This is a genomic window from Achromobacter ruhlandii, from assembly GCF_002082135.1.
Classification (GTDB): domain Bacteria; phylum Pseudomonadota; class Gammaproteobacteria; order Burkholderiales; family Burkholderiaceae_B; genus Achromobacter; species Achromobacter ruhlandii.
Map to the genome: position 1 here is coordinate 5637731 of NZ_CP017433.1, position 24388 is coordinate 5662118.

20 protein-coding genes and 1 riboswitch are annotated in these 24388 nt (G+C 68.9%); of the genes, 9 read left to right on the forward strand and 11 right to left on the reverse strand.

Going from position 1 to position 24388, the window contains the following annotated elements; translation table 11 throughout:
* Nucleotides 1-32: 32 nt before the first annotated feature.
* The 3 genes from mgtA to AruCF_RS25655 all read right to left on the reverse strand — a co-directional run bounded on the left by mgtA (nucleotide 33) and on the right by AruCF_RS25655 (nucleotide 5040).
* Nucleotides 33-2840 carry a magnesium-translocating P-type ATPase gene (gene mgtA / locus AruCF_RS25645; RefSeq protein WP_083036952.1) on the reverse strand — a complete coding sequence of 936 codons (2808 nt, stop codon included), beginning with the start codon at nucleotides 2838-2840 and terminating at the stop codon, nucleotides 33-35.
* A 420-nt stretch (nucleotides 2841-3260) separates the two neighbouring features.
* A complete protein-coding gene (locus AruCF_RS25650; protein ID WP_049071655.1) occupies nucleotides 3261-3593 on the reverse strand; it encodes a hypothetical protein in 333 nt (110 codons plus the stop codon).
* 442 nt (nucleotides 3594-4035) lie between these two features.
* A complete protein-coding gene (locus tag AruCF_RS25655) occupies nucleotides 4036-5040 on the reverse strand; it encodes a sodium:calcium antiporter (RefSeq protein WP_049071654.1) in 1005 nt (334 codons plus the stop codon).
* A 79-nt stretch (nucleotides 5041-5119) separates the two neighbouring features.
* Nucleotides 5120-5282, reverse strand: a riboswitch (yybP-ykoY riboswitch).
* Nucleotides 5283-5415: 133 nt separating this feature from the next.
* On the opposite strand from AruCF_RS25655, the gene AruCF_RS25660 reads away from it, so the two are divergent.
* Nucleotides 5416-6759, forward strand: a complete 1344-nt coding sequence (locus AruCF_RS25660) for an aminopeptidase P N-terminal domain-containing protein (RefSeq protein WP_049071653.1) — start codon at nucleotides 5416-5418, stop codon at nucleotides 6757-6759.
* A 58-nt stretch (nucleotides 6760-6817) separates the two neighbouring features.
* Here AruCF_RS25660 and AruCF_RS25665 read toward each other — a convergent pair whose 3' ends face one another.
* Nucleotides 6818-7282, reverse strand: coding sequence for a TM2 domain-containing protein (locus tag AruCF_RS25665; RefSeq protein ID WP_049071651.1), 465 nt, complete (start codon nucleotides 7280-7282; stop codon nucleotides 6818-6820).
* A 79-nt stretch (nucleotides 7283-7361) separates the two neighbouring features.
* Between AruCF_RS25665 and AruCF_RS25670 the strand changes: the two genes are divergently transcribed.
* The 6 genes from AruCF_RS25670 (at nucleotide 7362) to ruvA (ending at nucleotide 12815) form a co-directional block, all read left to right on the forward strand.
* Nucleotides 7362-8531 (forward strand): UbiH/UbiF/VisC/COQ6 family ubiquinone biosynthesis hydroxylase, encoded by a 1170-nt coding sequence (locus AruCF_RS25670; protein WP_049071650.1) that lies wholly within the window; start codon nucleotides 7362-7364, stop codon nucleotides 8529-8531.
* Nucleotides 8532-8611: 80 nt separating this feature from the next.
* On the forward strand, nucleotides 8612-9637 hold the full coding sequence (gene dusB / locus AruCF_RS25675; RefSeq protein ID WP_049071648.1) for a tRNA dihydrouridine synthase DusB: 1026 nt from the start codon (nucleotides 8612-8614) through the stop codon (nucleotides 9635-9637).
* Nucleotides 9638-9673: 36 nt separating this feature from the next.
* Complete coding sequence (locus AruCF_RS25680; RefSeq protein ID WP_006217670.1) at nucleotides 9674-9913, forward strand: helix-turn-helix domain-containing protein; 240 nt, start codon at nucleotides 9674-9676, stop codon at nucleotides 9911-9913.
* A gap of 101 nt (nucleotides 9914-10014) precedes the next feature.
* Nucleotides 10015-11604 carry a bifunctional phosphoribosylaminoimidazolecarboxamide formyltransferase/IMP cyclohydrolase gene (gene purH / locus AruCF_RS25685; protein ID WP_049071647.1) on the forward strand — a complete coding sequence of 530 codons (1590 nt, stop codon included), beginning with the start codon at nucleotides 10015-10017 and terminating at the stop codon, nucleotides 11602-11604.
* Nucleotides 11604-12152, forward strand: a complete 549-nt coding sequence (gene ruvC, locus AruCF_RS25690; protein ID WP_049071645.1) for a crossover junction endodeoxyribonuclease RuvC — start codon at nucleotides 11604-11606, stop codon at nucleotides 12150-12152. The genes purH and ruvC overlap by 1 nt, the downstream gene beginning before the upstream one ends.
* A gap of 90 nt (nucleotides 12153-12242) precedes the next feature.
* On the forward strand, nucleotides 12243-12815 hold the full coding sequence (gene ruvA, locus AruCF_RS25695; protein WP_006393160.1) for a Holliday junction branch migration protein RuvA: 573 nt from the start codon (nucleotides 12243-12245) through the stop codon (nucleotides 12813-12815).
* A 102-nt stretch (nucleotides 12816-12917) separates the two neighbouring features.
* Here ruvA and AruCF_RS25700 read toward each other — a convergent pair whose 3' ends face one another.
* The 5 genes from AruCF_RS25700 to AruCF_RS25720 form a co-directional block, all read right to left on the reverse strand.
* Nucleotides 12918-13838: a complex I NDUFA9 subunit family protein gene (locus AruCF_RS25700; RefSeq protein ID WP_049071643.1), complete on the reverse strand. Its 921-nt coding sequence runs from the start codon at nucleotides 13836-13838 to the stop codon at nucleotides 12918-12920.
* Nucleotides 13839-13953: 115 nt separating this feature from the next.
* Nucleotides 13954-14919 carry a threo-3-hydroxy-L-aspartate ammonia-lyase gene (locus AruCF_RS25705; RefSeq protein WP_049071641.1) on the reverse strand — a complete coding sequence of 322 codons (966 nt, stop codon included), beginning with the start codon at nucleotides 14917-14919 and terminating at the stop codon, nucleotides 13954-13956.
* 91 nt (nucleotides 14920-15010) lie between these two features.
* Nucleotides 15011-16084 carry a Holliday junction branch migration DNA helicase RuvB gene (gene ruvB, locus AruCF_RS25710; protein ID WP_049071640.1) on the reverse strand — a complete coding sequence of 358 codons (1074 nt, stop codon included), beginning with the start codon at nucleotides 16082-16084 and terminating at the stop codon, nucleotides 15011-15013.
* A 96-nt stretch (nucleotides 16085-16180) separates the two neighbouring features.
* Nucleotides 16181-17734, reverse strand: a complete 1554-nt coding sequence (locus AruCF_RS25715; RefSeq protein WP_049071639.1) for a sensor histidine kinase — start codon at nucleotides 17732-17734, stop codon at nucleotides 16181-16183.
* Complete coding sequence (locus AruCF_RS25720; protein WP_006388986.1) at nucleotides 17734-18435, reverse strand: response regulator; 702 nt, start codon at nucleotides 18433-18435, stop codon at nucleotides 17734-17736. The genes AruCF_RS25715 and AruCF_RS25720 overlap by 1 nt, the downstream gene beginning before the upstream one ends.
* A 222-nt stretch (nucleotides 18436-18657) precedes the next feature.
* On the opposite strand from AruCF_RS25720, the gene AruCF_RS25725 reads away from it, so the two are divergent.
* A complete protein-coding gene (locus tag AruCF_RS25725; protein WP_083036954.1) occupies nucleotides 18658-19965 on the forward strand; it encodes a fimbrial protein in 1308 nt (435 codons plus the stop codon).
* A gap of 94 nt (nucleotides 19966-20059) precedes the next feature.
* Nucleotides 20060-21889 carry a DNA helicase RecQ gene (recQ, locus tag AruCF_RS25730; protein ID WP_049071635.1) on the forward strand — a complete coding sequence of 610 codons (1830 nt, stop codon included), beginning with the start codon at nucleotides 20060-20062 and terminating at the stop codon, nucleotides 21887-21889.
* A 102-nt stretch (nucleotides 21890-21991) separates the two neighbouring features.
* Here recQ and AruCF_RS25735 read toward each other — a convergent pair whose 3' ends face one another.
* Both AruCF_RS25735 and AruCF_RS25740 read right to left on the reverse strand, forming a co-directional pair.
* A complete protein-coding gene (locus tag AruCF_RS25735; RefSeq protein WP_049071633.1) occupies nucleotides 21992-23047 on the reverse strand; it encodes a cytochrome d ubiquinol oxidase subunit II in 1056 nt (351 codons plus the stop codon).
* Nucleotides 23044-24387 carry a cytochrome ubiquinol oxidase subunit I gene (locus AruCF_RS25740; RefSeq protein ID WP_049071632.1) on the reverse strand — a complete coding sequence of 448 codons (1344 nt, stop codon included), beginning with the start codon at nucleotides 24385-24387 and terminating at the stop codon, nucleotides 23044-23046. Before AruCF_RS25740 ends, AruCF_RS25735 begins: the two co-directional genes overlap by 4 nt.
* Nucleotide 24388 lies beyond the last annotated feature (1 nt).

Here is a 24388-nt window from a genome sequence, read left to right on the forward strand (position 1 = left end):
CCCGGCCCCGCCGCCCGATAGATCAATGTTGACTATTGCCAGCCGTAGCGGCGTACCCAGATGCCCTTGAGCAATTGGGTCAGCACGCAATAGCTCAGCAGGATACCGGCCAGCCAGGGGAAATAGCTCCATGGCAGCGCCTGCAGCTGGAAGTAACCGGCCAGGGGCGAGAATGGCAGGAACAGCCCCAGCCCGACCACCATCATCGTCATCGCCATCAACGGCCAGGCGGCGCGACTCTGCAGGAACGGAATCTTGCGTGTGCGGATTATATGCACGATAAGCGTCTGCGACAACAGGCCTTCGACGAACCAGCCCGACTGGAACAGCGTCTGATGCTCGGGCGCGTTGGCCTGGAATACGTACCACATGAGGGCGTACGTGGTGATGTCGAAGATGGAGCTGATCGGCCCGAAGAACACCATGAAGCGGCCGAGCCCGGCGGGATCCCATTGCTGCGGTTTCTTCAGCAGCTCCTCGTCGACATTGTCGAACGGGATGGCGGTCTGCGAAACGTCGTACATCAGGTTCTGCAGCAACAGATGGATCGGCAACATCGGCAGGAATGGCAGGAAGGCGCTGGCCACCAGCACCGAGAAGACGTTGCCGAAGTTGGAGCTGGCGGTCATCTTCAGGTACTTGAGCATGTTGCAGAAGGTCTTGCGGCCCTCGATCACGCCGTCTTCCAGCACCATCAGGCTTTTCTCCAGCAGGATGATGTCGGCGGCTTCCTTGGAGATATCGACCGCCGAGTCCACCGAAATGCCCACGTCCGCGGCGCGCAGGGCGGGCGCATCATTGATGCCGTCCCCCATGAACCCAACGGTATTGCCCTGGGCGCGCAGCACGCGCACGATGCGCTCCTTGTGCGCCGGCGTAAGCCGGGCAAATACGTTGGCCTCGCGCACCGCCACGGCCAGCCGGCTGTCGTCCATGGCCTCGATATCGGCACCCAGGTAGACCTTGCGGACCTCGAAGCCGACTTCGCGGCACACCTTCTGGGTCACCAGCTCGACGTCGCCGGTCAGGACCTTGACCTCGATGCCGGAGTCGCGCAAGGCGGCCAGGGCCGGGCCGGTCGATTCCTTGGGAGGATCGAGGAAGGCGATATAGCCAACCAGCACCAGGTCGGCCTCGTCGGCCACGCCGTAGGCCTGCTGCGTGGGCGGCAGTTCACGCACGCCTACCGCGATCACGCGCAATCCGTCACGGTTCAGATCGGCTGTCACGCGGCGGATATCGGCGCGCCGTGCGTCGGTCAGCAGGTGCACGTCGCTGCCCACCCGAAGGCGGGTGCATACCGACAGCATTTCCTCCAGCGCGCCCTTGCAGATCAGCTCATGGTGTTCGCGGCCATTTTCGGTTTCGCTCACCACCACCGACATGCGCCGCCGCGAGAAGTCGAAGGGGATTTCGTCGATCTTGCGGTAGCGGGCGGCCAGGTCCAGCTTGCGTTCCACTTCGGCGTGGCGCAGCACGGCCACGTCGAGCAGGTTCTTCAGGCCTGTCTGGTAATAGCTGTTGAGGTAGGCGTAGGCCAGCACATCGTCGCTGGTGGCGCCATACACGTCGGTGTGGCGTTCGAGCACGATGCGGTCCTGGGTCAGGGTGCCGGTCTTATCGGTGCACAGCACGTTCATGGCGCCCAGGTTCTGGATCGCGTCGAGCCGCTTGACCACCACCTTGCGCCGCGACATCCGCACCGCGCCCTTGGCCAGCGTGGCGGTGACGATCATGGGCAGCATTTCCGGTGTCAGGCCGACGGCGATGGCCAGCGCGAACAGCAGCGCCTCGAGCCAGTCGCCCTTGGTGAAACCGTTGATCAGCAGCACGATGGGGGCCATCACCAGCATGAAGCGGATCAGCACCCAGCTGACCCGGTTGATGCCCTGCTGGAACTGCGTCGGCACGCGCGAAGTCTGGGTCACCCGCCCGGCCAGCTGGCCGAAGTAGGTGCCGGCGCCGGTCGCCACCACCAGGGCGGTGCCGGAGCCGCTGACCACGTTGGTGCCCATGAAGGCCATGTTCTCCAGTTCCAGCGCATTGGCGGTTCCGTCGCGCTGCACAGCGTATTTCTCGACCGGCAGCGATTCGCCGGTCAGGGCCGCCTGGGCCACGAACAGGTCCTTGGCGCCCAGGATGCGGCAGTCGGCCGGGATCATGTCGCCCGCGGACAACAGCACCACGTCGCCCGGCACCAGCTCGGCCAGCGGCACCTCGATCTGGCGCGACCCCGAGGCATGCAGCGTGGCGCCGAAAAAGCGCCGCGCGTCGCCCTCGGCCACGCCGGCGGCGTCGCTGCGGAGCACCGTGGCGGTGTTCTGCACCATCGCCTTCAGGGCCTCGGCGGCGCGGTTGGAACGGCGCTCCTGCACGAAGCGCAGCAGCGTCGAGATCACCACCATCGAACCGATGATGATGACGCCCTTCCACGACTGGTCGTCGGGCTCGGCCATGTACACATCGGTGACCCACGACAGCGAGGCCAGGCCGGTCAGCAGCAGGTTGAAGGGGTTGCGGAACGATTGCCACAGATGGGCGTACCAGGTCAGCGGCTTTTCGTGGTCGACTTCGTTGGCGCCATAGCGCGCGCGGGCCTCATCGGCCTGGACTTCGGACAGGCCGCCGCGGCCGCTGCGGAACATCGAGAACAGCGCATCGAAATCCATGCGCGCCACATCGAGCATGCGACGGTTGGCGCGGCGCGCGGCATCAGAAGAATCGGCCGCGGTGGCAAGTTGCGCGCCGCCCTGCTCCAGCATGGGGGAACGCCGAAAATGGCGCCCCGATCGCCGCAGCCCGGCGGCGGAGGAAAAGAAGGTCTTCAGGAATTTGAACATCGGAGTGTTCCCGTTATTGATGTTGTTCTGGAAGACACGGGCTGGCCGCCGCCATGCCTTTGCGCGGGCAGCACGGGGCCGCGGCCTGCGCAGAGCAGGCCGTTTCCGCCACGTACAGGCGTGCGCAGGCACCGGGGCGATGTTGCCGGTGTCCGGATCGCGTCGAGGCGCGCCGGGTGCGGAAGGCGGAACGGGAAACTAGCGGAAGAACCGGGGCCGGCGGAACCGGCGCGCGTCGAGCGGGCCTGGCCGGGGGTTCAGGGCTGCGGATTCCGTACTAGACCGGGTGACTCTCCGGCCAGTCGGCTCGCAAGGGAGAAGACAGGTCAGACAGGCAGGCCGGCGCCGCGCACGTGGCGCAATCGAGGCTCGGGGTCTAAGGCACTGGGCATGGTCTCTCCTGGGAAATGACGGGCGGATTCAGGCCGCCAGCGGTTGCGCGCCGAAATGGACGTGGCGCACGGCGGGGTTGGCGCTCAGCCGACGCGCTTGCGACATCAGTTCGCCACGCAGCTCGGGCGGGCAATTCACGGTGATGCAGGCCGAGGCCATGCCGGGGTCGCGCCCCTGGTCGATCTGTACTTGCGATACATCGAGCCCGGCGGCGCTGAAGTCCAGGCAGATCTGCTTGCGCAGGGCGCCCAGTTCATCGCGCGGGCAGATGACCGTCAGGCGCGAGGTGCCGCGGCGGCGGCCCAGGGCGGTGGCGCGGTCGACGCCGGCGCGGCGCAGGAACAAGTCGAAGAAACGCATAGCGACCTCCATTGCGTAATGGGGAGCGGCTTTCGCGCATACGCGCGCACGCAGGCACACGGCGCATGGCGGGCGGGCACGAAAAAGGCGTGCACGAACGCGGGCGCTGCGACTAGCGGCGGTTCTGGCGGTTTACGTTGGGGAGAATCCCGGCAAGCCGTGGGCCTGCACTGCTGCCCGGAAAGAAGCCCGGGGCTTGGGATACAACCGCAACCTGCTCAACAGGTTGCGGCAGACGGAGTTCTGCGTGGACCTGTCAAACAGCGGCGTCGATGCAAGATCGACTACTTTCGCCGGAATCGGTATTCACGAAGACTGCTCCTGGGATGGATAACGGGCAGAATTTTACGCGGGTTTCCACTGATGGACAAGGTTTTCCGGCACAAAAATTGCTTTTTGTGCAACCCGGCGCGGGCCCGGCGGGCCGCGCGCCGTTGCGCCCTCAGGCGTAGAAATGCCAGCCCAGATAGGCCGCGAACAGGGCATAGAAGCCGCCCGCCGCCGACAGCGCCGGCACGCTCATGCCAGCGCGGCGGAAGCGCAGCCACAGCAGCCCGATGGACAGCATGGTGAACAGGCCGGCGGCCAGCAGCGGGCCGTCGAGCAGCCACGGCGTGAGGAAGATGCCGAGCGCGCTGGGAATGGTGGCCTGGATCATCATGGCGCCGGAAATGTTGGCCAGCGCCAGGCGTTCCTTGCCCTGGCGCACCCAGATCAGCGCGTTCATGATTTCCGGCAGTTCGGTGGCCACCGGCGCCAGCAGCAGCGCGGCCACGTGCGGCGACGCGCCCATGGCGATGCCCAGCAGTTCGATCTGGTTGACGAATACGTGCGAGGCGCCGGCGATCACGACCAACGCCAGCAGCGTCTGCGTCGCCGCCCAGAACATCGAAGGGTTGTCGTCGCGCGGCCGCAGCTTGAGCGGCTCGAGATCTTCGCAGTCGATGCAATCCTCGTCGTTGCTCAGCTCGCGCTTGACATACAGGCCGTAGGTGGCCAGGAACAGGATGCCCAGCCAGGGCTTCCAGGCGAACGCCAGCAGGCCCAGCCCGACCTTGAAGACGAAGATGCCCATGAACCAGGCCTGGTCGCGGGCCAGCCGGCGCTGGTCCGCGTTGATACAGTTGGCTTGCGTGGACTGCCCGCGACGGGCGCGCCACAAGGCAAGGCCGACCACCGCGTAGGCCAGCGTCGCCAGCACCAGCGGGCCGCCCATGGCCGCGCCGACGCCGATGTCCTTTTGCTCGGGCGTGTCGCCGAACACCACGGCCATGAACGTGACCGCGCTTTCAGGCAACGCAGTGCCGAATGCCGCCAGCACGGTGCCGGTGGCGGTGGCGCCGAGCTGGAAGCGGTGTCCGACCCATTCGACGCCATTGACGAAGAATTCGCAGGCAAGATAGATCACTGCCGCGGACAGGAAAAACAGGAACAGGGTGAGCAACATATAGGCGAGCCGGACGAGCAGAAACCAATTGGCGCGACGCAACGGCTCGCCCGGCCAAGGGTGAACGCTGCGCGGCCAAAGGTCTCGCCTGGCTGATCCATGCGCGGGCGTACCGCGGCACGGAGACCGTTAGCGCCATGGAGTCCTGGAAACCGCTACGCGATACCGGACCACCAAGTCTGTTGACGCTAACTCCTTTGGGGACAAAGGATGGCTACTCCCCAATGACAGAGCCGCGATTGTAGCAGCCCGGCCATGACCGTCCAGAGAATCCCCGCGGCGCGCGCGTGAATGCCGCCGGACTGTCGTATTGGCGGCACGGCGAGTAAAGTAAGTGGCACCACCGTTTCCCGCCGGGCCCTGCGCCCCCTGCCCATGAGCCTGCCTCCCACCGATATCGCCCCCTTCGCCGCCCGCCGCCAGCGCCTGATGGCGCGGATGCGCGCCGATGGCGGCGGCATCGCCATCCTGGCCACCGCGCCCGAAGCCATCCGCAACCGCGACGCCGAATACCCCTACCGGCACGACAGCGACTTCTTCTACCTGACCGGCTTTACCGAGCCCGGCGCGTGGCTGGTGCTGATCGCCGGCGCCACCGACCGCGCCCTGCTGTTCTGCCGCCCGCGCCATATCGAGCACGAGATCTGGGAGGGACGGCGCTTCGGCCCGGAGGCCGCGGCCGAGCATTTCGGCTTCGACGACGCGCATGCGCTGGACGCGCTCGACGAACTGGTGCCCAAGCTGCTGCTGGACCAACCGACCCTGTATGCACCACTGGCCGGCGACAAGCGCACCGACGGCCGGCTGCACCGCTGGCTGGCGGCGGCGCGCGAGGCCAGCCGCGGCGGCCATCAGCCTCCCATGCGGCAGCAGGACATCCGGCCGATCCTGGCCGAGATGCGGCTGGTGAAGGACGCCAGCGAGATCGCCGCGATGCGGCGCGCCGCCAAGATCTCCGCCGGCGCCCACGCCCGCGCCATGCGGGCCGCCCGCGCTGGCATGCGCGAATACGAACTGGAAGCGGAGCTGTTGTATGAGTTCCGCCGCCATGGCGCGCAGGCGGTGGCCTACAACAGCATCGTCGCGGCCGGGGCCAATGCCTGCGTGCTGCACTACCCTGCCGGCGAGGCGGTGCTGCGCGACGGCGACCTGGTGCTGATCGACGCCGGCTGCGAGGTCGACAGCTACGCCAGCGACATCACCCGCACCTTTCCGGTCAACGGCCGCTACAGCGGCCCGCAGCGCGCGCTGTACGACCTGACGGTGGCGGCGCAGGAGGCCGCGGCCCAGGCCACCGCGCCGGGCCGCGGCTGGAACGATGGCCATGACGCCGCGGTGCGGGTGCTGGCCCAGGGCATGTTGGACCTGAAACTGCTGAAGGGATCGCTGGATGGCGTGATCGAGTCGGGCGACTACAGCCGTTTCTACATGCACCGCACCGGCCACTGGCTGGGCCTGGACGTGCACGATGTGGGCGACTACCGCCAGCCGGGCGGCGCTGCCGGTGCGGAACGCCCGTGGCGCAAGCTGGAAGCAGGCATGATGCTGACGATCGAGCCGGGCATCTATGTGCGCCCCGCCGACGACGTGCCCGAGGCCTACTGGAACATCGGCATCCGTACCGAGGACGACGCGCTGGTGACGGACGAGGGCTGCGAGCTGATCACCCGCGGCGTGCCGGTGCAGGCCGGCGAGATCGAGGCGCTGATGCGCGAATGAGCGGGCGGCGCGCAGGCCGGCGTGGCCTCCGCCACGCTCGTGAGGGCGGCCCGAGGGGCTACAGTGTCAGGCCGTCCAGCCAGCCCATCGCCACCCACACGTAGACCACCACCATCGCGATCGCGAACATCGACACGGTGGCGCCCACCAGGCAGGCCAGGATGGCCACCAGCACCGGCCCCCAGCCGGTCCTGGGGGACGGCGGCAATCCGGGGTTGTAGCGGCGGTCGAACTTCTCGTCGGGCATCAGCGAGAACACCGCGCTCTCGATGAAGCCGTCGATCATGGGAATGAACACCAGGAAAAAGGCCGGGTTGTCGTACCAGACCGGGTAGTAGCGGAACGCGCAGAACAGGCTGAGCAGGGACAGCGCCGTCACCAGCCAGGCGTAACGCCGGCCCAGGTACCACCAATGTGCGCCGAGCCACCCGAACAGACAGGCCAGCAGACCGACGGCGACCTTGCCGCGGGGGCGGCGCGGGATTGCGGCGGACAGCGAAGAAGAAGCCTCGAGCTGCGTCATATCAATCAACCGGTGAAGGGTCCCGGGCGCCAAGCCGCGCCGGCAGACCTGGATTGTAGTGGACGGGTAAAATCCCGGCATGACTATCTCCGCCTTCGACATTGCTATTCTCGGCGCCGGCCCCGTGGGGCGTGTCCTGGCGTTGATGCTGGCGCGCGTGGCGCCGGCCCCCTCCCGCATCGCCCTGCTGCAAGGCGCCAGCCCGGCTCCCGTGACGCCAGCCGCCGCCATTCCCGCGGCCGATCCGCGCGTGCTGGCCATGAACCATGGCAGCCGCGTGCTGCTCGAATCGCTGCACGCCTGGCCCGCCAAGGCGGCGGACATCCTCAATATCCACGTCTCCCAGCGCGGCCGGCTTGGCCGCAGCGTGATCCGCAACACCGACTTCGACGTGCCGCAGCTCGGCTGCGTGGTCGCCTACTCGGCGCTGCACGCCAGGCTGGAGGAATGCGTGGCCGCCAGCGGCGTCACGCTACTGTCCGGCCCGCCCGCCGTGGTCGACGGCCAGGACGCCGACGGCGTGCGCATCAGCCAGGGCGACAGCGCCCTTGCCTGCCGCATCGCCGTGCAGTCCGACGGGGCTGGAGGCAGCGACGTGCGCCGCGACTACGGTCAGCACGCCCTGCTGACCACCACCCAAGCCAGCCTGCCGCGCCGTGGCTGGGCCTGGGAGCGCTTCACCGCCGAAGGGCCGCTGGCGCTGCTGCCGCATCCGCAGATGGCGGACGCCTATTCGGTGGTCTGGTGCAGCGCGCCCGAGCGCGCGGCCGAACTGGCGGCGCTGGACAACACCGCCTTCTCGCAGGCGCTGACGGCGGCCTTTGGCGACCGCCTGGGCCGCCTGACGTGCCAGGCGCCGCGCCATGTCTTCCCGCTGGCGCTGAGCGCGCGCCGCGGGCTGGTGCAAGGCCGCGTGGCCGTGATCGGCAATGCGGCGCAGACGCTGCACCCGGTGGCCGGCCAGGGGCTCAACCTGGGACTGCGCGACGCCGCCCGGCTGGCCCAGTCCCTGGGCGGCTGGCTGACGCAGCCAAATGCCAGTCCCTCCCACGCGCTGCAAGACTTCGCCCGCGCGCGCCAGGTCGACCGGCTCATCACCGCCAGCGTCACCGACCTGATGCCGCGCATCTTCGCCACCGGCCTGGCGCCGGTCGAACACGCCTGTGGCCTGGCCTTGCTGGGCCTGGATCTGGCCGCGCCGCTGCGGGCGCCGCTGGCGCGCCATCTGCTGCAGGGTTTCCGGGCCTGATCCTCCCTTTTTTGTCGGCCTGTTACCAAGCTGTTGCGGACGAAAAAAGAGGGTTCGATCGAGCCGGTTAAAATGTGACCATGCGCATCGGCCCGTGGACTCTCCCCAACAACGTTCTGGTCGCGCCCATGGCGGGCGTGACGGATCGTCCTTTCCGACAGCTCTGCAAGAAATTGGGGGCCGGTTATGCCGTCTCGGAGATGGCCGCCAGCAACCCGAAGCTGTGGGACAGCGTCAAGACCTCGCGGCGCCTGAACCACGACGGCGAGATCGCCCCCATTTCGGTGCAGATCGCCGGCGCCGACCCGGCCATGATGGCCGAGGCCGCCGTGTTCAACGCCCACAAGGGCGCACGCATCATCGACATCAACATGGGCTGCCCGGTGAAAAAGGTCTGCAACGTGGCCTCGGGCTCGGCGCTGCTGCGCCACGAAGACCTGATCGCCCGCATCCTGGACGCCGTGGTCGAGGCCTGCGCGCCGCTGGGGGTGCCGGTCACCCTCAAGACCCGCACCGGCTGGGACCGCGACAGCCGCAACGCCCTGCGCGTGGCCAGACGGGCCCAGGATGCCGGCATCGCCGCCCTGACGCTGCATGGACGCACCCGCGCCGACCTCTATACGGGCGAGGCGGAATATGACACTATCCGCGCCGTCCGCGCCGAGCTGAAAATTCCGCTGATCGCCAATGGCGACATCGACTCGCCCGAAAAGGCCAGGCGCGTCCTGGATTACACTGGCGCCGACGCGGTCATGATCGGCCGGGCGGCCCAAGGGCGTCCCTGGATCTTCCGCGAGGTCGACCATTACCTGCGCACGGGCGAAACACTGGCCCCTCCCAGCTATGGGGAAATGCGCGAACTGCTGCTCGAACATCTCGACGACCACTACCGCTTCTATGGCGAACACACCGGCGTACGCACGGCGCGCAAGCACATAGGATGGTATCTGGACGGCCTGCCGGGCGCGGACTCGTTCCGCGACCGCATGAACCTCATCGACAACACCCGCGACCAGTGGCGGGCGGTGTCGGAATGGTTCCTCAATCTTTCCCGTGACGGCAACCCCAACCCGGCGCCTGTCGCGAAAGCCCTGCTGGCGGCATAACCGCCTCAACACCAACATAAAAATATCTGTACTCCGATGAGCAAGAAAGATGTCCTGGAAGAATGCGTGCGCGCCAGCCTGGAGCGCTATTTCGAAGACTTGGGCGAATCCGAGCCCCACGACATGTGGGACATGGTGATGCGCTGCGTGGAGCGCCCGGTCCTCGAAGTGGCGTTGGAACGGTCCGGCGGCAACCAGTCGCGGGCATCCGAAATGCTGGGCATCACGCGCAACACCCTGCGCAAGAAACTGCTGGCCCATAACATCCAGGTATAGCGCATCGCCGCGCGGGCGGCCGCTGGCGCGCCCCGCATGACAGATTTCCCATCCCGACCTGAAGCGAGACAGGCGCCCGCGCCCCACTCCCGTCCCTCACCATGAAAATCGAAACCGCCCTGCTTTCGGTGTCCGACAAGACCGGCATCGTTGAATTTGCCCGCGCCCTGGCCGCGCGCGGCGTGCGCCTGCTGTCGACCGGCGGCACCGCCAAGCTGCTGGCCGAGTCCGGCCTGACCGTCACCGAAGTGGCCGCCCACACCGGCTCGCCCGAGATCCTGGACGGCCGCGTCAAGACGCTGCATCCGAAGATCCACGGCGGCCTGCTGGCCCGCCGCGACAGCGCCGAGCACATGGACACCATCAAGGCGGCCGGCATCGATCGCATCGACATGCTGGTGGTCAACCTGTATCCGTTCCGCGAAACGGTGGCCAAGCCCGACTGCACCTTCGCCGACGCGGTCGAGAACATCGACATCGGCGGCCCGGCCATGCTGCGCGCCGCCGCCAAGAACCACGGCACCGAGGCCGGTGGCGTGACGGTGGTGATCGACCCGGTCGACTACTCGCGCGTGTTGTCCGAAATGGACCAGGGCGGCGGCACCTCGTACGGCCTGCGCCTGGCGCTGGCCGCCAAGGTCTACGCCCACACCGCGGCCTACGACGGCGCCATCGCCGCCTACCTGACCAGCCTGACCGACGCCGAACCGGCGCAGGACGCCGTGCCGGCGCGCCAGGAATGGCCCGGCACCCTGACCCTGCAGGTCAAGCAGGAACAGGCCCTGCGCTACGGCGAGAACCCGCACCAGACCGCCGCGTTCTACGTCGACGCGCAGCGTCCGGCCGGCCTGCTGGGCAACTACCGCCAGCTGCAGGGCAAGGAACTGTCGTACAACAACATCGCCGACGCCGATGCCGCCTGGGAATGCGCGCGCAGCTTCGAGGCGCCCGCCTGCGTCATCGTCAAGCACGCCAACCCCTGCGGCGTGGCGGTCGCGGCCGACACGCTGGGCGCGTACCAGCAGGCCTTCAAGACCGACCCGACCTCGGCCTTCGGCGGCATCATCGCCTTCAACCGCCCGGTCGACGCCGCCACCGCCGAGGCCGTCAGCGCCCAGTTCCTGGAAGTGCTGCTGGCCCCGGCCTATGACGGCGCCGCGCTGGCCATCCTGGCCGCCAAGAAGAACGTGCGCGTGCTGGAAGTGCCCATGGGCACGGGCCAGAACGCCTTCGACGTCAAGCGCGTCGGCGGCGGCTGGCTGGTGCAAAGTCCGGACGCCTACAACGTGCCGCGCGACGCCCTGAAGGTGGTGACCAAGCGCCAGCCCACCGAGCAGGAAATGAACGATCTGGCGTTCGCCTGGAAGGTCGCCAAGTACGTCAAGTCCAACGCCATCGTGTTCGTCGGCGGCGGCATGACCCTGGGCGTCGGCGCCGGCCAGATGAGCCGCATCGACTCGGCCCGCATCGCCTCGATCAAGGCCGAGAACGCCGGCCTGACGCTGAAGGGTTCGGCGGTCGCGTCGGATGCCTTCTTCCCGTTCCGCGACGGCCTGGACGTGGTGGTGGCCGCGGGCGCGACCTGCGTGATCCAGCCCGGCGGCAGCGTGCGCGATGACGAAGTCATCGCCGCGGCCGACGAGCATGGCATCGCCATGGTGCTGACCGGCACCCGCCACTTCCGCCACTGATGCGCGTCCTCGGCATCGATCCCGGCCTGCGCCGCACCGGCTTCGGTGTGATCGATGCCGACGGCCCGCGCCTGCGTTATGTCGCCAGCGGCACCATCGTGGTGCCGCCGGCGCTGACGCTGTCCGAACGCCTCAAGGTCATCCTGGACAACCTGCGTCAGGTGGCGCGCGACACGCAGCCCGACGTGGCCGCGCTGGAAATCGTCTTCCTGAACACCAATCCGGCCTCGACCCTGCTGCTGGGACAGGCCCGCGGCGCGGCGCTGTGCGCGCTGGCCGACAGTTCGCTGGCGGTGCACGAGTACACCGCGCTGCAGATCAAGAAGGCCGTGGTCGGCACCGGCCGCGCGGCCAAGGAACAGGTGCAGATGATGGTGCAGCACCTGCTGGCGCTGGACGGCACCCCCGCCCCCGACTCGGCCGACGCGCTGGCCTGCGCCATCTGCCACGCCCACGTCGGCCCCTTGCAGGACCGGCTGACGGAATTGGGCACGCGCCTGAGCCTGAGCGGCAAGACCCGCCTGCGCAACGGCCGCCTGCTCGGCTGAGCCCCGCCCCCCGCTTCGCGCGGACCCGTATAGAATCCCCGCATCCGCCGCGACTGACGCGGCCCCCTCTTTTGCCAGGCCATCGCCACCATGATCGGACGCATCACCGGAACCCTGATCGAGAAACTGCCGCCCACCGTCTGCGTGGACGTCAACGGTCTGGGCTATGACATCGACGTGCCCATGAGCACGCTGTACTCGCTGCCGGAAACCGGCGCGCGCGTCACGCTGTACACGCACCTGACCGTGCGCGAAGACGCCCACATCCTCTACGGCTTCGCCACCGCGGGCGAACGCAGCGCCTTCCGTGAACTGATCAAGGTCAGCGGCATCGGCGCGCGCACCGCGTTGTCGGTGCTGTCCGGGCTATCGGTGGCCGACCTGGCCCAGGCCATCACGCTGCAGGAATCGGGCCGCCTGACGCGCGTGCCCGGCATCGGCAAGAAGACCGCCGAACGCCTGCTGCTGGAAATGCGCGGCAAGCTGGGCGCGGACATCGGCGCCACCGCGCATCCGGTGCAGGATAACCAGTCCGACATCCTGAACGCCTTGCTGGCGCTGGGGTACTCCGAGAAGGAATCGTTGTCGGCCCTGAAGACGCTGCCCGAAGGCGTGGGCGTGTCCGACGGCATCAAGCAGGCCTTGAAAGCGCTGGTGCGCTGAAGACGCGCCCTCCGGGCCGCCGCCGGCGGATCATTGCGGTCGTGGCGGGCGCGGGGCAAACGTCATGCGCCTGCGGCCCCCCGCCGACGCAGGCGGCCCGCCCTAGCGCGCCGCCCCCAGGTAACCGGGCGCCACCGCCTCCAGCCCGGTCGGCACCACGTTCAGCTCGGGCGCCATCGGCGCGCCGCAGATGTTGTCGCTGCGCAGGGAATCGAGGTTGTCGCGCGACATCAGCGGCGGGCCCGGCAGGCATTCGAACAGCAACGCCTGCATGCGTCCCACGCCCATCGGCACGCTCACCACCGGACGCGGATGGCCGGCCCAGCCGGCGCACAGGCGCGCGATCTCGCCCAGGGTGTAGACCTGCGGCCCGCCCAGCTCGTAGGTCTTGCCGCAGGTGTGCGTATCGCCCAGCGCCGCCAGCATCGCCGACACCACGTCGCCCACATACACGGGCTGCATGCGCGCGTTCGCGCCGGCCAGCGGCAGCACCGGCAGCCAGCACGCCAGACGCGCGAACAGGTTGGTGAAATTGTCGTCCGGTCCGAACACCACCGAAGGACGGAATATGGTCCAGCCCCCTTCGCGCCAATCGGCCAGTTCCTGCTTGATGGCCGCCTCGCCGTCGCCCTTGGAACGCTGGTACATGCTGGCGCCATTGGAATCCGCCCCCAGCGCGCTGATATGCAGCAACCGGCGCACGCCCTGGCGGCGGCAGGCCCGCGCGATGCGCTGCGGCAGGTGCACGTGCGCCTGCGCGAAGTCGGAACCGTAGGGACGGCCGGCCTTGCCATGCAGGATGCCGACCAGGTTGACCACCACATCGCAGTCGCGCACCAGGCGATCGAGCGCGTCATCGTCGTGCACGTCGCTGGCAAGCAGCGTGACGGTGGGCAGAAGCTGGAGTTCACGCCCCTGGCCGTAACGGCGGGTGGGCACCAGGATCTGGTGCTGTCCGCCCGCCAGCCGGGCGATGAGATGACGGCCGATGAAGCCGGTGCCGCCAATGACAAGGATACGCATGAAGCAGCCCCTGTTCTTCAGGATTCAGGCCCGATTCTGCCCTGCACGGGCCGCCTCCGCAAGCGTGCCACCAAAGCACCGGACGATATCCCGCCAGCGCCTCAGCCTGAACGGGTCAGCCGGCCAGCAACTTGCCGTAGGCCGGAAGATCGACGTTGCCGCCGCTGATGATGACGCCGACCCGCGCGCCCCGCACCGGCACCACGCCCTGCAGCACGGCCGCGGCCGCGAGACAGCCGGTGGGTTCGACCACCATCTTCATGCGCTCGGCGAAGAACTTCATGGTCGAGACCAGTTGCTCATCCGTCACCGTGACGATGTCGCGCACGTGCTTCTGGATGAGCGGGAAGGTCAGATGGCCCAGATGCGTGGTGGCGGCGCCGTCGGCCAGCGTCTTGGGCGCCTGGATGCGGACGATCTCGCCCTTGCGCAGCGACTGTTGGCCGTCGTTGCCGGCTTCCGGCTCGACCCCGTAGACCAGGCAGCGCGGACTGAGCGCGAACGCCGACAGCGCCGACCCCGACAGCAGGCCGCCGCCCCCCAGGCATACGAACAGGTAGTCCAGCTCGCCGACATCCTCGAACAATTCCTTGGCCGCGGTGCCCTGGCCGGCGATCACGTCCTCGTGGTCGTACGGCGGAATCAGCGTGGCGCCGGTCTCGGCCTGGATGCGACGGGCGATCTCTTCGCGATCCTCGGTGTAACGGTCGTAGGTGACGATATGGCCGCCGTAGCCTTCGGTGGCGGCGCGCTTGGCCGCGGGCGCGTCCAGCGGCATGATGATGGTGGCCTTGACGCCCTGGAGCCTGGAGGCCAGCGCGATCGCCTGCGCATGGTTGCCCGACGAGAACGTGACCACGCCGGCGGCGCGCTGCTCGGGCGTCAGCCGGGCGATGGCGTTGAAGCCGCCCCGGAACTTGAACGCGCCCATGCGCTGGTAGTTCTCGCACTTGAAGAACAACGAGGCGCCGGCGATGGCGTCGGCCGTGGTCGAGGTCAGCACCGGCGTGCGGTGCGCCTGGCCGGCCAGGCGCTCGCTGGCGCGCGCGACGTCGTCGAAGGTGGGCAGTTCGGGCAGCATGTAAACGGTCCTTTGATTGCGAAGAGAATCGAAAGCAGAACCTACGGATCATAAACCCCGGGACGCCCCCTCCCCGGGATGCCCGACCGATTTATTTGCCGAACAGCTCGCCGCTGCCGCTGGCGGCGCCGGCGGGCGGCGTCAGGCCCAGATGGCGCCAGGTGGTCAGCGTGGCCGTGCGTCCGCGCGGCGTGCGCTGCAGGTAGCCATGCTGGATCAGGTAGGGTTCGATCACGTCCTCGATGGTGTCGCGCTCTTCGCCGATGGCCGCGGCCAGGCTGTCCACGCCCACCGGGCCGCCATCGAACTTGTGGATGATGGCTTCGAGCAGCTTGCGGTCCATCAGGTCCAGGCCCTGCGGGTCGACCTCGAGCATGGCCAGCGCGCGGCCGGCGACGTCGGCGTCGATGGTGCCGCCGGCCTTGACCTCGGCGTAATCGCGCACGCGCCGTAGCAGGCGGTTGGCGATACGCGGCGTGCCGCGGGCGCGGCGCGCCACCTCGGCGGCGCCATCGGAAGTAATGGTGGCGTTGAGCAGGCCCGCGCTGCGGGTGACGATGCGGCCGAGATCGTCGGCGTTGTAGAACTCCAGCCGCGAAACGATGCCAAAGCGGTCGCGCAGCGGGTTCGTCAGCATGCCGGCGCGGGTGGTGGCGCCGACCAGCGTGAACGGCTGCAGGTCGAGTTTGACGCTGCGGGCCGCCGGCCCTTCGCCAATCAGGATGTCGATCTGGAAATCCTCCAGCGCGGGGTAGAGAATTTCCTCGACCACGGGCGACAGGCGGTGGATCTCGTCGATGAACAGGACGTCGTTCTTTTCCAGGTTGGTCAGCAGCGCGGCCAGGTCGCCCGGGCGCTCGAGCACGGGGCCGGAGGTCTGGCGCAGCTGCACGCCCATTTCGTGCGCGATGATGTGGGCCAGCGTGGTCTTGCCCAGCCCGGGCGGGCCGAACAGCAGCACGTGGTCCAGCGCCTCGCCGCGCTTGCGGGCGGCGGCGATGAAGATTTCGAGCTGTTCACGCGCGCGCTGCTGGCCGACGTATTCTTCCAGCGCCTTGGGCCGCAGGGCGCGTTCGATCGACTCCTCGTTGGGCGACGCCGGCTGGGGCGCCACGATACGGGGCGCGTCGGGACGGGAGGAAAGCGAATCGGACTGGATGGCCATGGTGCGGGAACGACAGGATACTGAGCGGGATGCTGCATCGTACCGTAACCGCCGGGCGCGGGGCCGGCGCCGGGCGCAAAACGGGCCCGGGCCGGATCAGGCGCCGTCCGCGACCGGCAGCTTGACCCGCACGCACAGCCCGCCCGATTCGGCCTGCAGCAATTCCAGCGAGCCGCCGTGGGCGCGGGCGATGGCCTCGGCCAGCGCCAGGCCCAGGCCGACGCTGCCGGTGCGGGTGCGGGCGTCGTCCAGGCGGCTGAACGGCCGCAGCGCCTCCAGGCGGCGTTCCGGCACGATACCGGGGCCGTGGTCGGCCACGTCCAGCACCGCGTGGCGGCCTTCGCGCCGCAGGCTGACGTCGACGGGCGGCGCGCCGTGGTTCAGGGCATTGCCGATCAGGTTGTCGAGCAGGCGGCCCAGGGCGACCGCGTCGCCCTGCACCACCAGCGTGTCGTCGCCGTCCGCGGTCTTGAGGTGAATGTCGGTGCCCGCGCCGCGCCAGGCATTGACGCGCTCGGTCAGCCAGTCGGGCAGCACCATCGACGCGTATCGGTAGGCCGCCGGATCGGTGCCGCGCACGAAACCGATGAACTGGTCGACCATGTGCTGCATGTCCTGCAGGTCGGTGCGCAGCCCTTCCTTCAGGGCCGAATCGTCGGCCAGTTCAATGCGCAGCCACATGCGCGACAGCGGCCCCTTCAGGTCGTGCGGCAGGCCCGACAGCAGCGTGCGCCGGACCGAATCGGATTCGGCCAACGCGTCCAGCATGGCGTTGAAGCGTTCGCCCAGCACGCGGGTTTCGTGCGGACCGGAGGGCTCGACCCGCTGCGGCTGGCCGGCGGCCAGGCGGTCGGCGGCGTCGGCCAGCCGCGTGATGGGCCGGGTGATGTGCCAGGAGAAGCCCACCGCCAGCAACAGCAACAGGCCCAGTCCGCCCAGCCAGGCGGCGATCAGCGGCGTGGCCACCGGGGGATCGAGGCGGTCCAGCGGGATCACCAGCCATTCGCGCAGGCGCGGCGCATCCTCGCTGGCCGGATTGGGCGCCAGCGAGATGAATATCTCGGGCGTGGGGCCGCGCGACAGCGCCACCCGGGTGCCGTCGTTCAGGCGTTCGTTGAGTTGCTGCACCAGGCCACGCAGGTCGCGGCGGATGTCGTCGGGCTCGGGCTTGTAGCGGCGCACGCGCTCCTCGTGCTCGCGCTGGCGCTCTCGTTCGGCCTGCGCGTCGTCCATGTCGCGTTCGCCGCCGCGCATCTCGGGCGGCAGGGGCGGCCCCTGGATCTGCGAACTTGGCGGCGGTGGAGGCGGAGGCGGCGGATGCTGCATGTTGCGCGGCGGCGGCCGGCGGCCATTGAAGCGTTGCAGCTTGGCTTCGGCCGGCAGCACCCGCGACCACAGGCGCCATTGGTTCTGCGAGGCCGCCCGCACGAAATCGGCGCGATCCTCGGCCGGCACCTGCGACACAGCGGCGCGGAGGGTGCGGATGGTGGTGGTGATGTAGCCGATGGCCACGTCTTCCATGAACTTGTGGCGGAAGTACGAGACCGTCACGAGCGTGGCCGCCTGCGTCAGCAACACCGACCCGAGAATCAGCAGGATGAGCCGCGCCCGCAGCGAACGCGGAACCAGGAAACCGGCGGAAAGGCGCATCAGGGCGAGAACCGGTAGCCGATGCCCCAGACGGTCTGGATCCAGCGGGGTTGCTTGGGATCGTCCTCGATGACGCGGCGCAGGCGCAGGATGGCGATGTCGATGGCGCGGTCGTTGCGTTCGCCGGCGTCGTCGTCGCGCGCCAGCGCCAGCAGGCGTTCGCGCGACAGCGGCTTGCCGGCGTTGCGCACCAGGGCTTCGAGCAGGTTGATTTCGCCGCCGGTGAGCTTGACCACCGTGCCGTCGCGCGACAGCTGACGCGTGGAGGGATCGAACAGGAACGGCCCGAACGCGACCGGGGCGTCCTTGGTCAAGGCCGACGGGCCACGCTTGCGCCGCAGCACGGCCTCGATGCGGGCCAGCAGCTCGCGCGGATCGAAAGGCTTGCCGACGTAATCGTCGGCGCCGGCCTCCAGGCCGATGATGCGGTCGACGGCCTCGTCGCGGGCGGTCAGCAGGATGACGGGAATGTCTTCGCCCTGTTCGCGCAGGCGGCGACAGGCATCGGCGCCGTCGCCGCCGGGCAGCATGCGATCCAGCACCAGCAGGTCGGGGGCGTAGCGGGTGATGCGTGACGGCAGGTCGCTGGCATCCGGCGCCAGCAGCGTGTCGTAGCCGTGGCGGTTCAGGTAGTCGGCCAGCAACTGGCGCAAGGCCGGGTCGTCGTCGACGACCAGCAGCTTGGTGTGGTGATTGTCCATGGTTGCCATAGTGGAGCCGTCCGCCGCTGGCGGCAAGAGCCGGGAAATCATCTGAAATATACCTGTTGCACGATGTTTGCCGGCGATGCTGGCCCGTTGCCGCCGACATCGCCGCCAGCCGGGACTGGCCCTAAAATACCGGACATTGCCCCGCATACGCTGGTCCGGTTTACTAAAAATCGTTTACAGCTGGGGCAACGTCCCCTTTCTACACTGTTGGTTATGGTCGCCCCTGCTTCCTGGCGCAGGCGGCTGCTGCACACGGCGTTGACGGCTGGCCTGGCCAGCCCGTTGATCCCCGCGTCCGGCGCGCCCGCCGCCCCCTCGTCTCCCCCGCCGGCCCCGGCCTATGTGGCGCGCGGCATCGGCGTGCTGTCGCCGGTGCAGCCGGTGCCGGTGCGGCCAGCGCCGTCGATGGCGTCGCGGGCCGTGCCGCTGGACCCGTCGCCCTGCGACCTGCAGACTAGCGAGCCGGCCATGGACACCAGCGTGGCCGGGGGCAACGCCGATGCCGACGTCATACCGGGGACGGGCTCAACCCTGTCCGGTGACGCCGCCGCCAGCCCCCTGGGCTGTGAGCCCCCCCAGGCGGCCGCGGCGCCGGCCGATACCCCCGGCTACTCGTTCGACCTGGAAAGCGGGGACGTACCACGGGTGCCCGTGGTCGTGATCTCCGGCGTATCGCGGCCGAGCCGCCCCTGGTTCGCCTCGGTCAGCGGCCAGGACGGCCTGCGCTATGGCGGCGACCGCAATTGGGTCTACCGCAACACCACCGGCCCCTCGTTTTCGGTGGGCAACATCAACGCCAATGCGCCCACCTGGGGCAGCAGCGCGCCGGTCGGCGGGCTGCAGATCTCCAACCTGCCGAGCACCACGGCGCCGCTGGCCGAAGGCAGCTTCGGCTATTCCTCGTCGCTGGGGCGGCTCAATCGCATGGATCCATCGGCCACCTCCGGGGCGGTCGACTATGGCGCCTCGGTCGGCAACAGCACCGTGCGCTACGGGCTGACGCCGGTGCTGACGCTGGAAGGCCAGATGCAGAGCGCGCCGTCGCTGACCACCCGCGGCATGGGCACCACCTATGCCGCCGGCGACTACGGCACCTTCCAGGCCGGCGCCACCCAGAGCTCGTTCGACGCCGCCAACGCCTGGCGCTATCGTTTCGGCTACAGCGTGGACGTGGCCGACGCGGTCAACCTGGGCTACACCAACGAACAGATCGGCGCCGGCTTCGGCGACCTGTCGACCTATTCCGGCGGCGTGGCCGCGGCGCCGCAGACCCGCAACACCCTGACGGCCGGCGTGCCGATCACCGGCTGGGGCACGCTCAGCGGCACCTATTCGGGCCTGCACGAAGGTTCGGCGCTGGCCGAGCAGCGGGTCGGCCTGAGCCACAGCATGTTCGTGGCGCCCAAGGTCAAGCTGGCGGTGGGCGCCGACCGCGACATCATTTCGGGCAATTACGAGTGGCGCGCCAACCTCAGCATGCCGGTGGACACCTTCATGCGCGGCACCTGGCTGAGCTGGTGACGCGGCCGGGCCGGTGGACGAAAATGCCCCCCCGCGCCCGGGCCGCCAAATTTGCGGCTTAAAATCCCCGCCATGATGCTCACGGCCTACCCCCATGTCTGACACGCGCGCCCTCGGAGTCCTGCAGCGCGTTTTCGGTTACGAATCCTTCCGCGGCGACCAGCAAGCCATCGTCCAGCAAGTCATCGACGGCGGCGACGCGCTGGTCCTGATGCCCACCGGCGGCGGCAAGTCGCTCTGCTACCAGATCCCGTCCCTGGTGCGCGAAGGCACCGGCATCGTCGTCTCGCCCCTGATCGCGCTGATGCAGGACCAGGTCGACGCGCTGACCGAACTGGGCGTGCGGGCCGCGTTCCTGAATTCGACCCAGGAATGGCGCGTGGCCCGCGACGTCGAACAGGCTTTCCTGGCCGGCGAGCTGGACCTGCTGTACGTGGCGCCCGAACGCCTGCTGACCGACCGCTGCCTGCAACTGCTGGAACGCGGCAACATCGCCCTGTTCGCCATCGACGAGGCCCACTGCGTGTCGCAATGGGGCCACGACTTCCGGCCGGAGTATCTGGGCCTGTCGATGCTGCACGAGCGCTGGCCGGACGTGCCGCGCATCGCGCTCACCGCCACCGCCACCGCCGAGACCCGCACCGAGATCGCCCAGCGCCTGTCGCTGACCGACGCGCACCACTTCGTCTCCAGCTTCGACCGCCCCAACATCCGCTACCGCATCGTCGAGAAGAACGAGGTGCGCAAGCAGTTGCTGGACATGATCCGCACCGAGCACGAGGGCGAGTCCGGCGTGGTCTACGCCCTGTCGCGGGCACGCGTCGAGGAAACCGCCGAATTCCTCTGCAACCAGGGCATCGACGCCATGCCCTATCACGCCGGGCTCAGCCCCCAGGTGCGCGCCGCCAACCAGGCGCGCTTCCTGCGCGAGGACGGCGTGGTCATGGTCGCCACCATCGCCTTCGGCATGGGCATCGACAAGCCCGACGTGCGCTTCGTGGCGCACATCGACCTGCCCAAGTCGGTCGAGGGCTACTACCAGGAAACCGGCCGCGCCGGCCGCGACGGCCTGCCCGCCACCGCCTGGCTGGCCTACGGCCTGCAGGACGTGGTGCAGCAGCGCCGCATGATCGACGAGTCCCCCGGCGACGACGCCTACCGCCGCCGCCTTGGCCAGCAACTGGACGCCATGCTGGGCCTGTGCGAAACCGTGGAATGCCGCCGCGTGCGGCTGCTGGCGTACTTCGGCCAGCACATCACGGCCTGCGGCAACTGCGACGTCTGCCTCGACCCGCCGCAGGCCTGGGACGGCACGGTGGCGGCGCAGAAGGTGCTGTCCGCCGTGTACCGGCTGTGGAAAGAACGCGGCCAGCGCTACGGCGCCGGCCACATCATTGACATCCTGCGCGGCAAGGTCACCGACCGCACCAAGCAGCACGGCCACGAAACGCTCAGCGTGTTCGGCGTGGGCGAAGACCTCAGCGATACCGCCTGGCGCGGCGTGCTGCGCCAGTTGCTGGCGCAGGGCCTGCTGACCGTCGACAACGAAGGCTACGGCACGCTGGCCCTGACCGAAGGCAGCCGCGCGGTGCTCAAGGGCGAGCGCCAACTGATGCTGCGGCGCGAATCCGAGAAGAAAGCCCGCTCCGGCAAGACCGGCGGCAGCCGCGCCAAGGCCGCCGCGATCGACCTGCCCGCCGAACTGCAACCGGTGTTCGAGGCGCTGCGCGCCTGGCGCGGCGAAGTGGCCAAGAGCCACGGCGTGCCGGCCTACGTCATCTTCCACGACGCCACGCTGCGCGAAATTGCGCTGGCCCAGCCCGACTCGATGGACGCGCTCAGCCACATCAGCGGCGTCGGCGCGCGCAAGCTGGAAGCCTACGGCGAGGAAATCCTGCAGCGGGTGGCGCGGCCGGTGCTGTAAGGCCGGGCTTGGCGCGGCATCCCCGGGAGCCGGGGCGGCCGACGACGGCGGCGCGGCACGGCGGATGGCATGGCCATCCGCCGGCGCCTCACCCCCGCGGCATCAAGGCGACGGCGGCGGCAACAGCGGCACGGGCGCGCGCTCCTTGCCGAACACCGAGCGATAGGCCAGGATGTTGAAAACCAGCACCACCGGGATTCCCACCACCGCGCCGGCCATCACCAGGCGCATCGAGCCCAGCGCGCCGGCGCCGTCCCACAGCGTCATGTCGTCCAGGATCAGGTAGGGGAACAGGCTGTAGGCCAGGCCGCTCAGCATCAGCAGGAACAGCGCCACGCACAGCACGAACGGCAGCCAGCTGAAGCGGTCGGCGCGGCCCGGCAGGCGCGCCAGCAGCATTTCGGCGGCGACGAAGCCCGCCAGCATCATCACCCACACCGTGGCCGCCAGGCTCAAGTGGGCGATGTTGCTCCATTTGTAGAAGATGCCGGCGTTGGCCAGGCCCAGCGTGACGGCGATGGCGACCATCCCCACCGCGGTCCAGCGAATGGCGTGGCGCGCCCAGTTGGCGGCGCGGCGCTGCAGGTCGCCGTCGACCCGCATCACCAGCCAGGACGCGCCCAGCAGCACATAGGCCGCCACCGCGCACAGGCCGACGAACAATGCGAACCAGCCATAGCCCGCGTCGGATTGGTAGCCGGTGGCGATGCGGCCGAGCAGCATGCCCTGGCCGAACGCGGTCATCAGCGAGCCGGCCCAGAAGGCGAAGATCCAGCGCGGCTTGGACTCGTTGCGGGCGCGGATGCGGAACTCGAAGGCCACGCTGCGCAGCACCACGCCCAGCACCATGAAGGTGAGCGGTCCATACAATTTGCCCAGCACCGCGCCCCAGGCGAACGGGAAGGCCGAGGCAAACAGGCCCATGCCCAGCAGCAGCCAGAACTCATTGGCGTCGCGCCAGGGGCTCAACAGGCTCATCATGCGGCCACGCTCCTGCTCGGGCGCCAGCTGCAACAGGATGCCCACGCCCAGGTCGAAGCCGTCCAGCACCACGCCCGCCGCGATGACGACGAACAGCAGGCCCATGAACGCCAGCGGCATCCAGAAGGAGGGATCCTCGGGGCTCAGGCCCTGCGAGGCGGCGAGCATGGCGATCATGATGCGCCTCCGCCAAGTTTGCGCACCGGCACCACGCCATACCGGGCCGCGTGGAACAGCATGCCGGCAAACGCCGCCAGCAGCAGTGCGTAGAGCAGGCCATAGCCGATCAGGCCATACAGCACGGTGCTGGCCGAGATGGTGCCCAATACCTCGGTCTGGGTGACGGTGCCATTGACGACGAAGGGCTGCAGGCCGATCACCGAGAACCACCAGCCGGCCACCACGGCGATGCCGCCCGAGAACATCATGCCGCAGAGCACGCGCTGCCACCATTGCGGCAGCACCGAGACATCCATGCCGCGGCGCCAGGTCCAGAGAAAGGTGACCCAGGACACGGCCAGCATCAACAGGCCCAGCCCGGCCGCGACCCGCAGCGACCAGAAGGTCAGCGCCACCGGCGGCAACATGCCGGAATACTTGTCCAGGCCCTGGTAGGTGCCGTCGTCATTGCGGTGCAGCCACCTGCCGCCGGCGTTGTTCCAGGTCCAGTCGGCCACATTGGCGTGGTTGCGAGCGTCCGGCCAGCCGAACAGCACCAGGCGCGGCTCGCTGCCGCTTTCCCAGTAGCCTGCTGCGGCGGCGGCCTTGGCGGGCTGGTACTTGGCGACCACCTGGCCGGCGCCGGTGGCCACCGGCAACTGCAGCACGGCGGCCAGCGCCGCGATCACCAAGCCGGTCTTGAAGGTGGCGCGTTCGCCGTCGCCGAGCGGGCGGCGCAGGGATTGCAACGCGGTCACGCCCATCATCAGGAAGGCCGCGGCCAGGGCCGCCCCTACCACCACCACGGCCATGCGCCAGCCGACGGACGGGTTGAACACCACCGCGGTCCAGTCGTAGACCTGGTAGCGGCCATCGACCAGCACGGCGCCGTCCGGCGTCTGCATCCACGATTGCAGCGCCAGCACCCAGAACAGCGCCACCAGTTGCCCCACGGCCACCATCAGCACCGCCAGGGTGTGGGCGCCGTCGGACACGCGGCGCTGGCCGAACAGCATGACGCCCAGGAAACACGACTTGAGGATGAAGACCGACAGGATGCCGTAGCCCAGCAACGGGCCGGCGACGTTGCCGATCTTGTCCATCAGGCCGGCCCACAGGCTGCCCAGCTGGATCAGCACCGGCACGCAGGCGGCCAGGGTAAGCACGAAAGACAGGGCGAAGATGCGCACCCAGAAACGGTAGGCGGCGGTCCAGCCGCTCCTCCCCGACAGGCGGGCGCGGATCTTGAAGAACAGCAGGACCCAGGCAAGCGCCAGGGCCACGGCGAGGAACAGCGCCAGGAAGCTCAGGCTGGCCACGAATTGCGCGCGGGCCAGGGAAAGGGTGGAGATATCCATG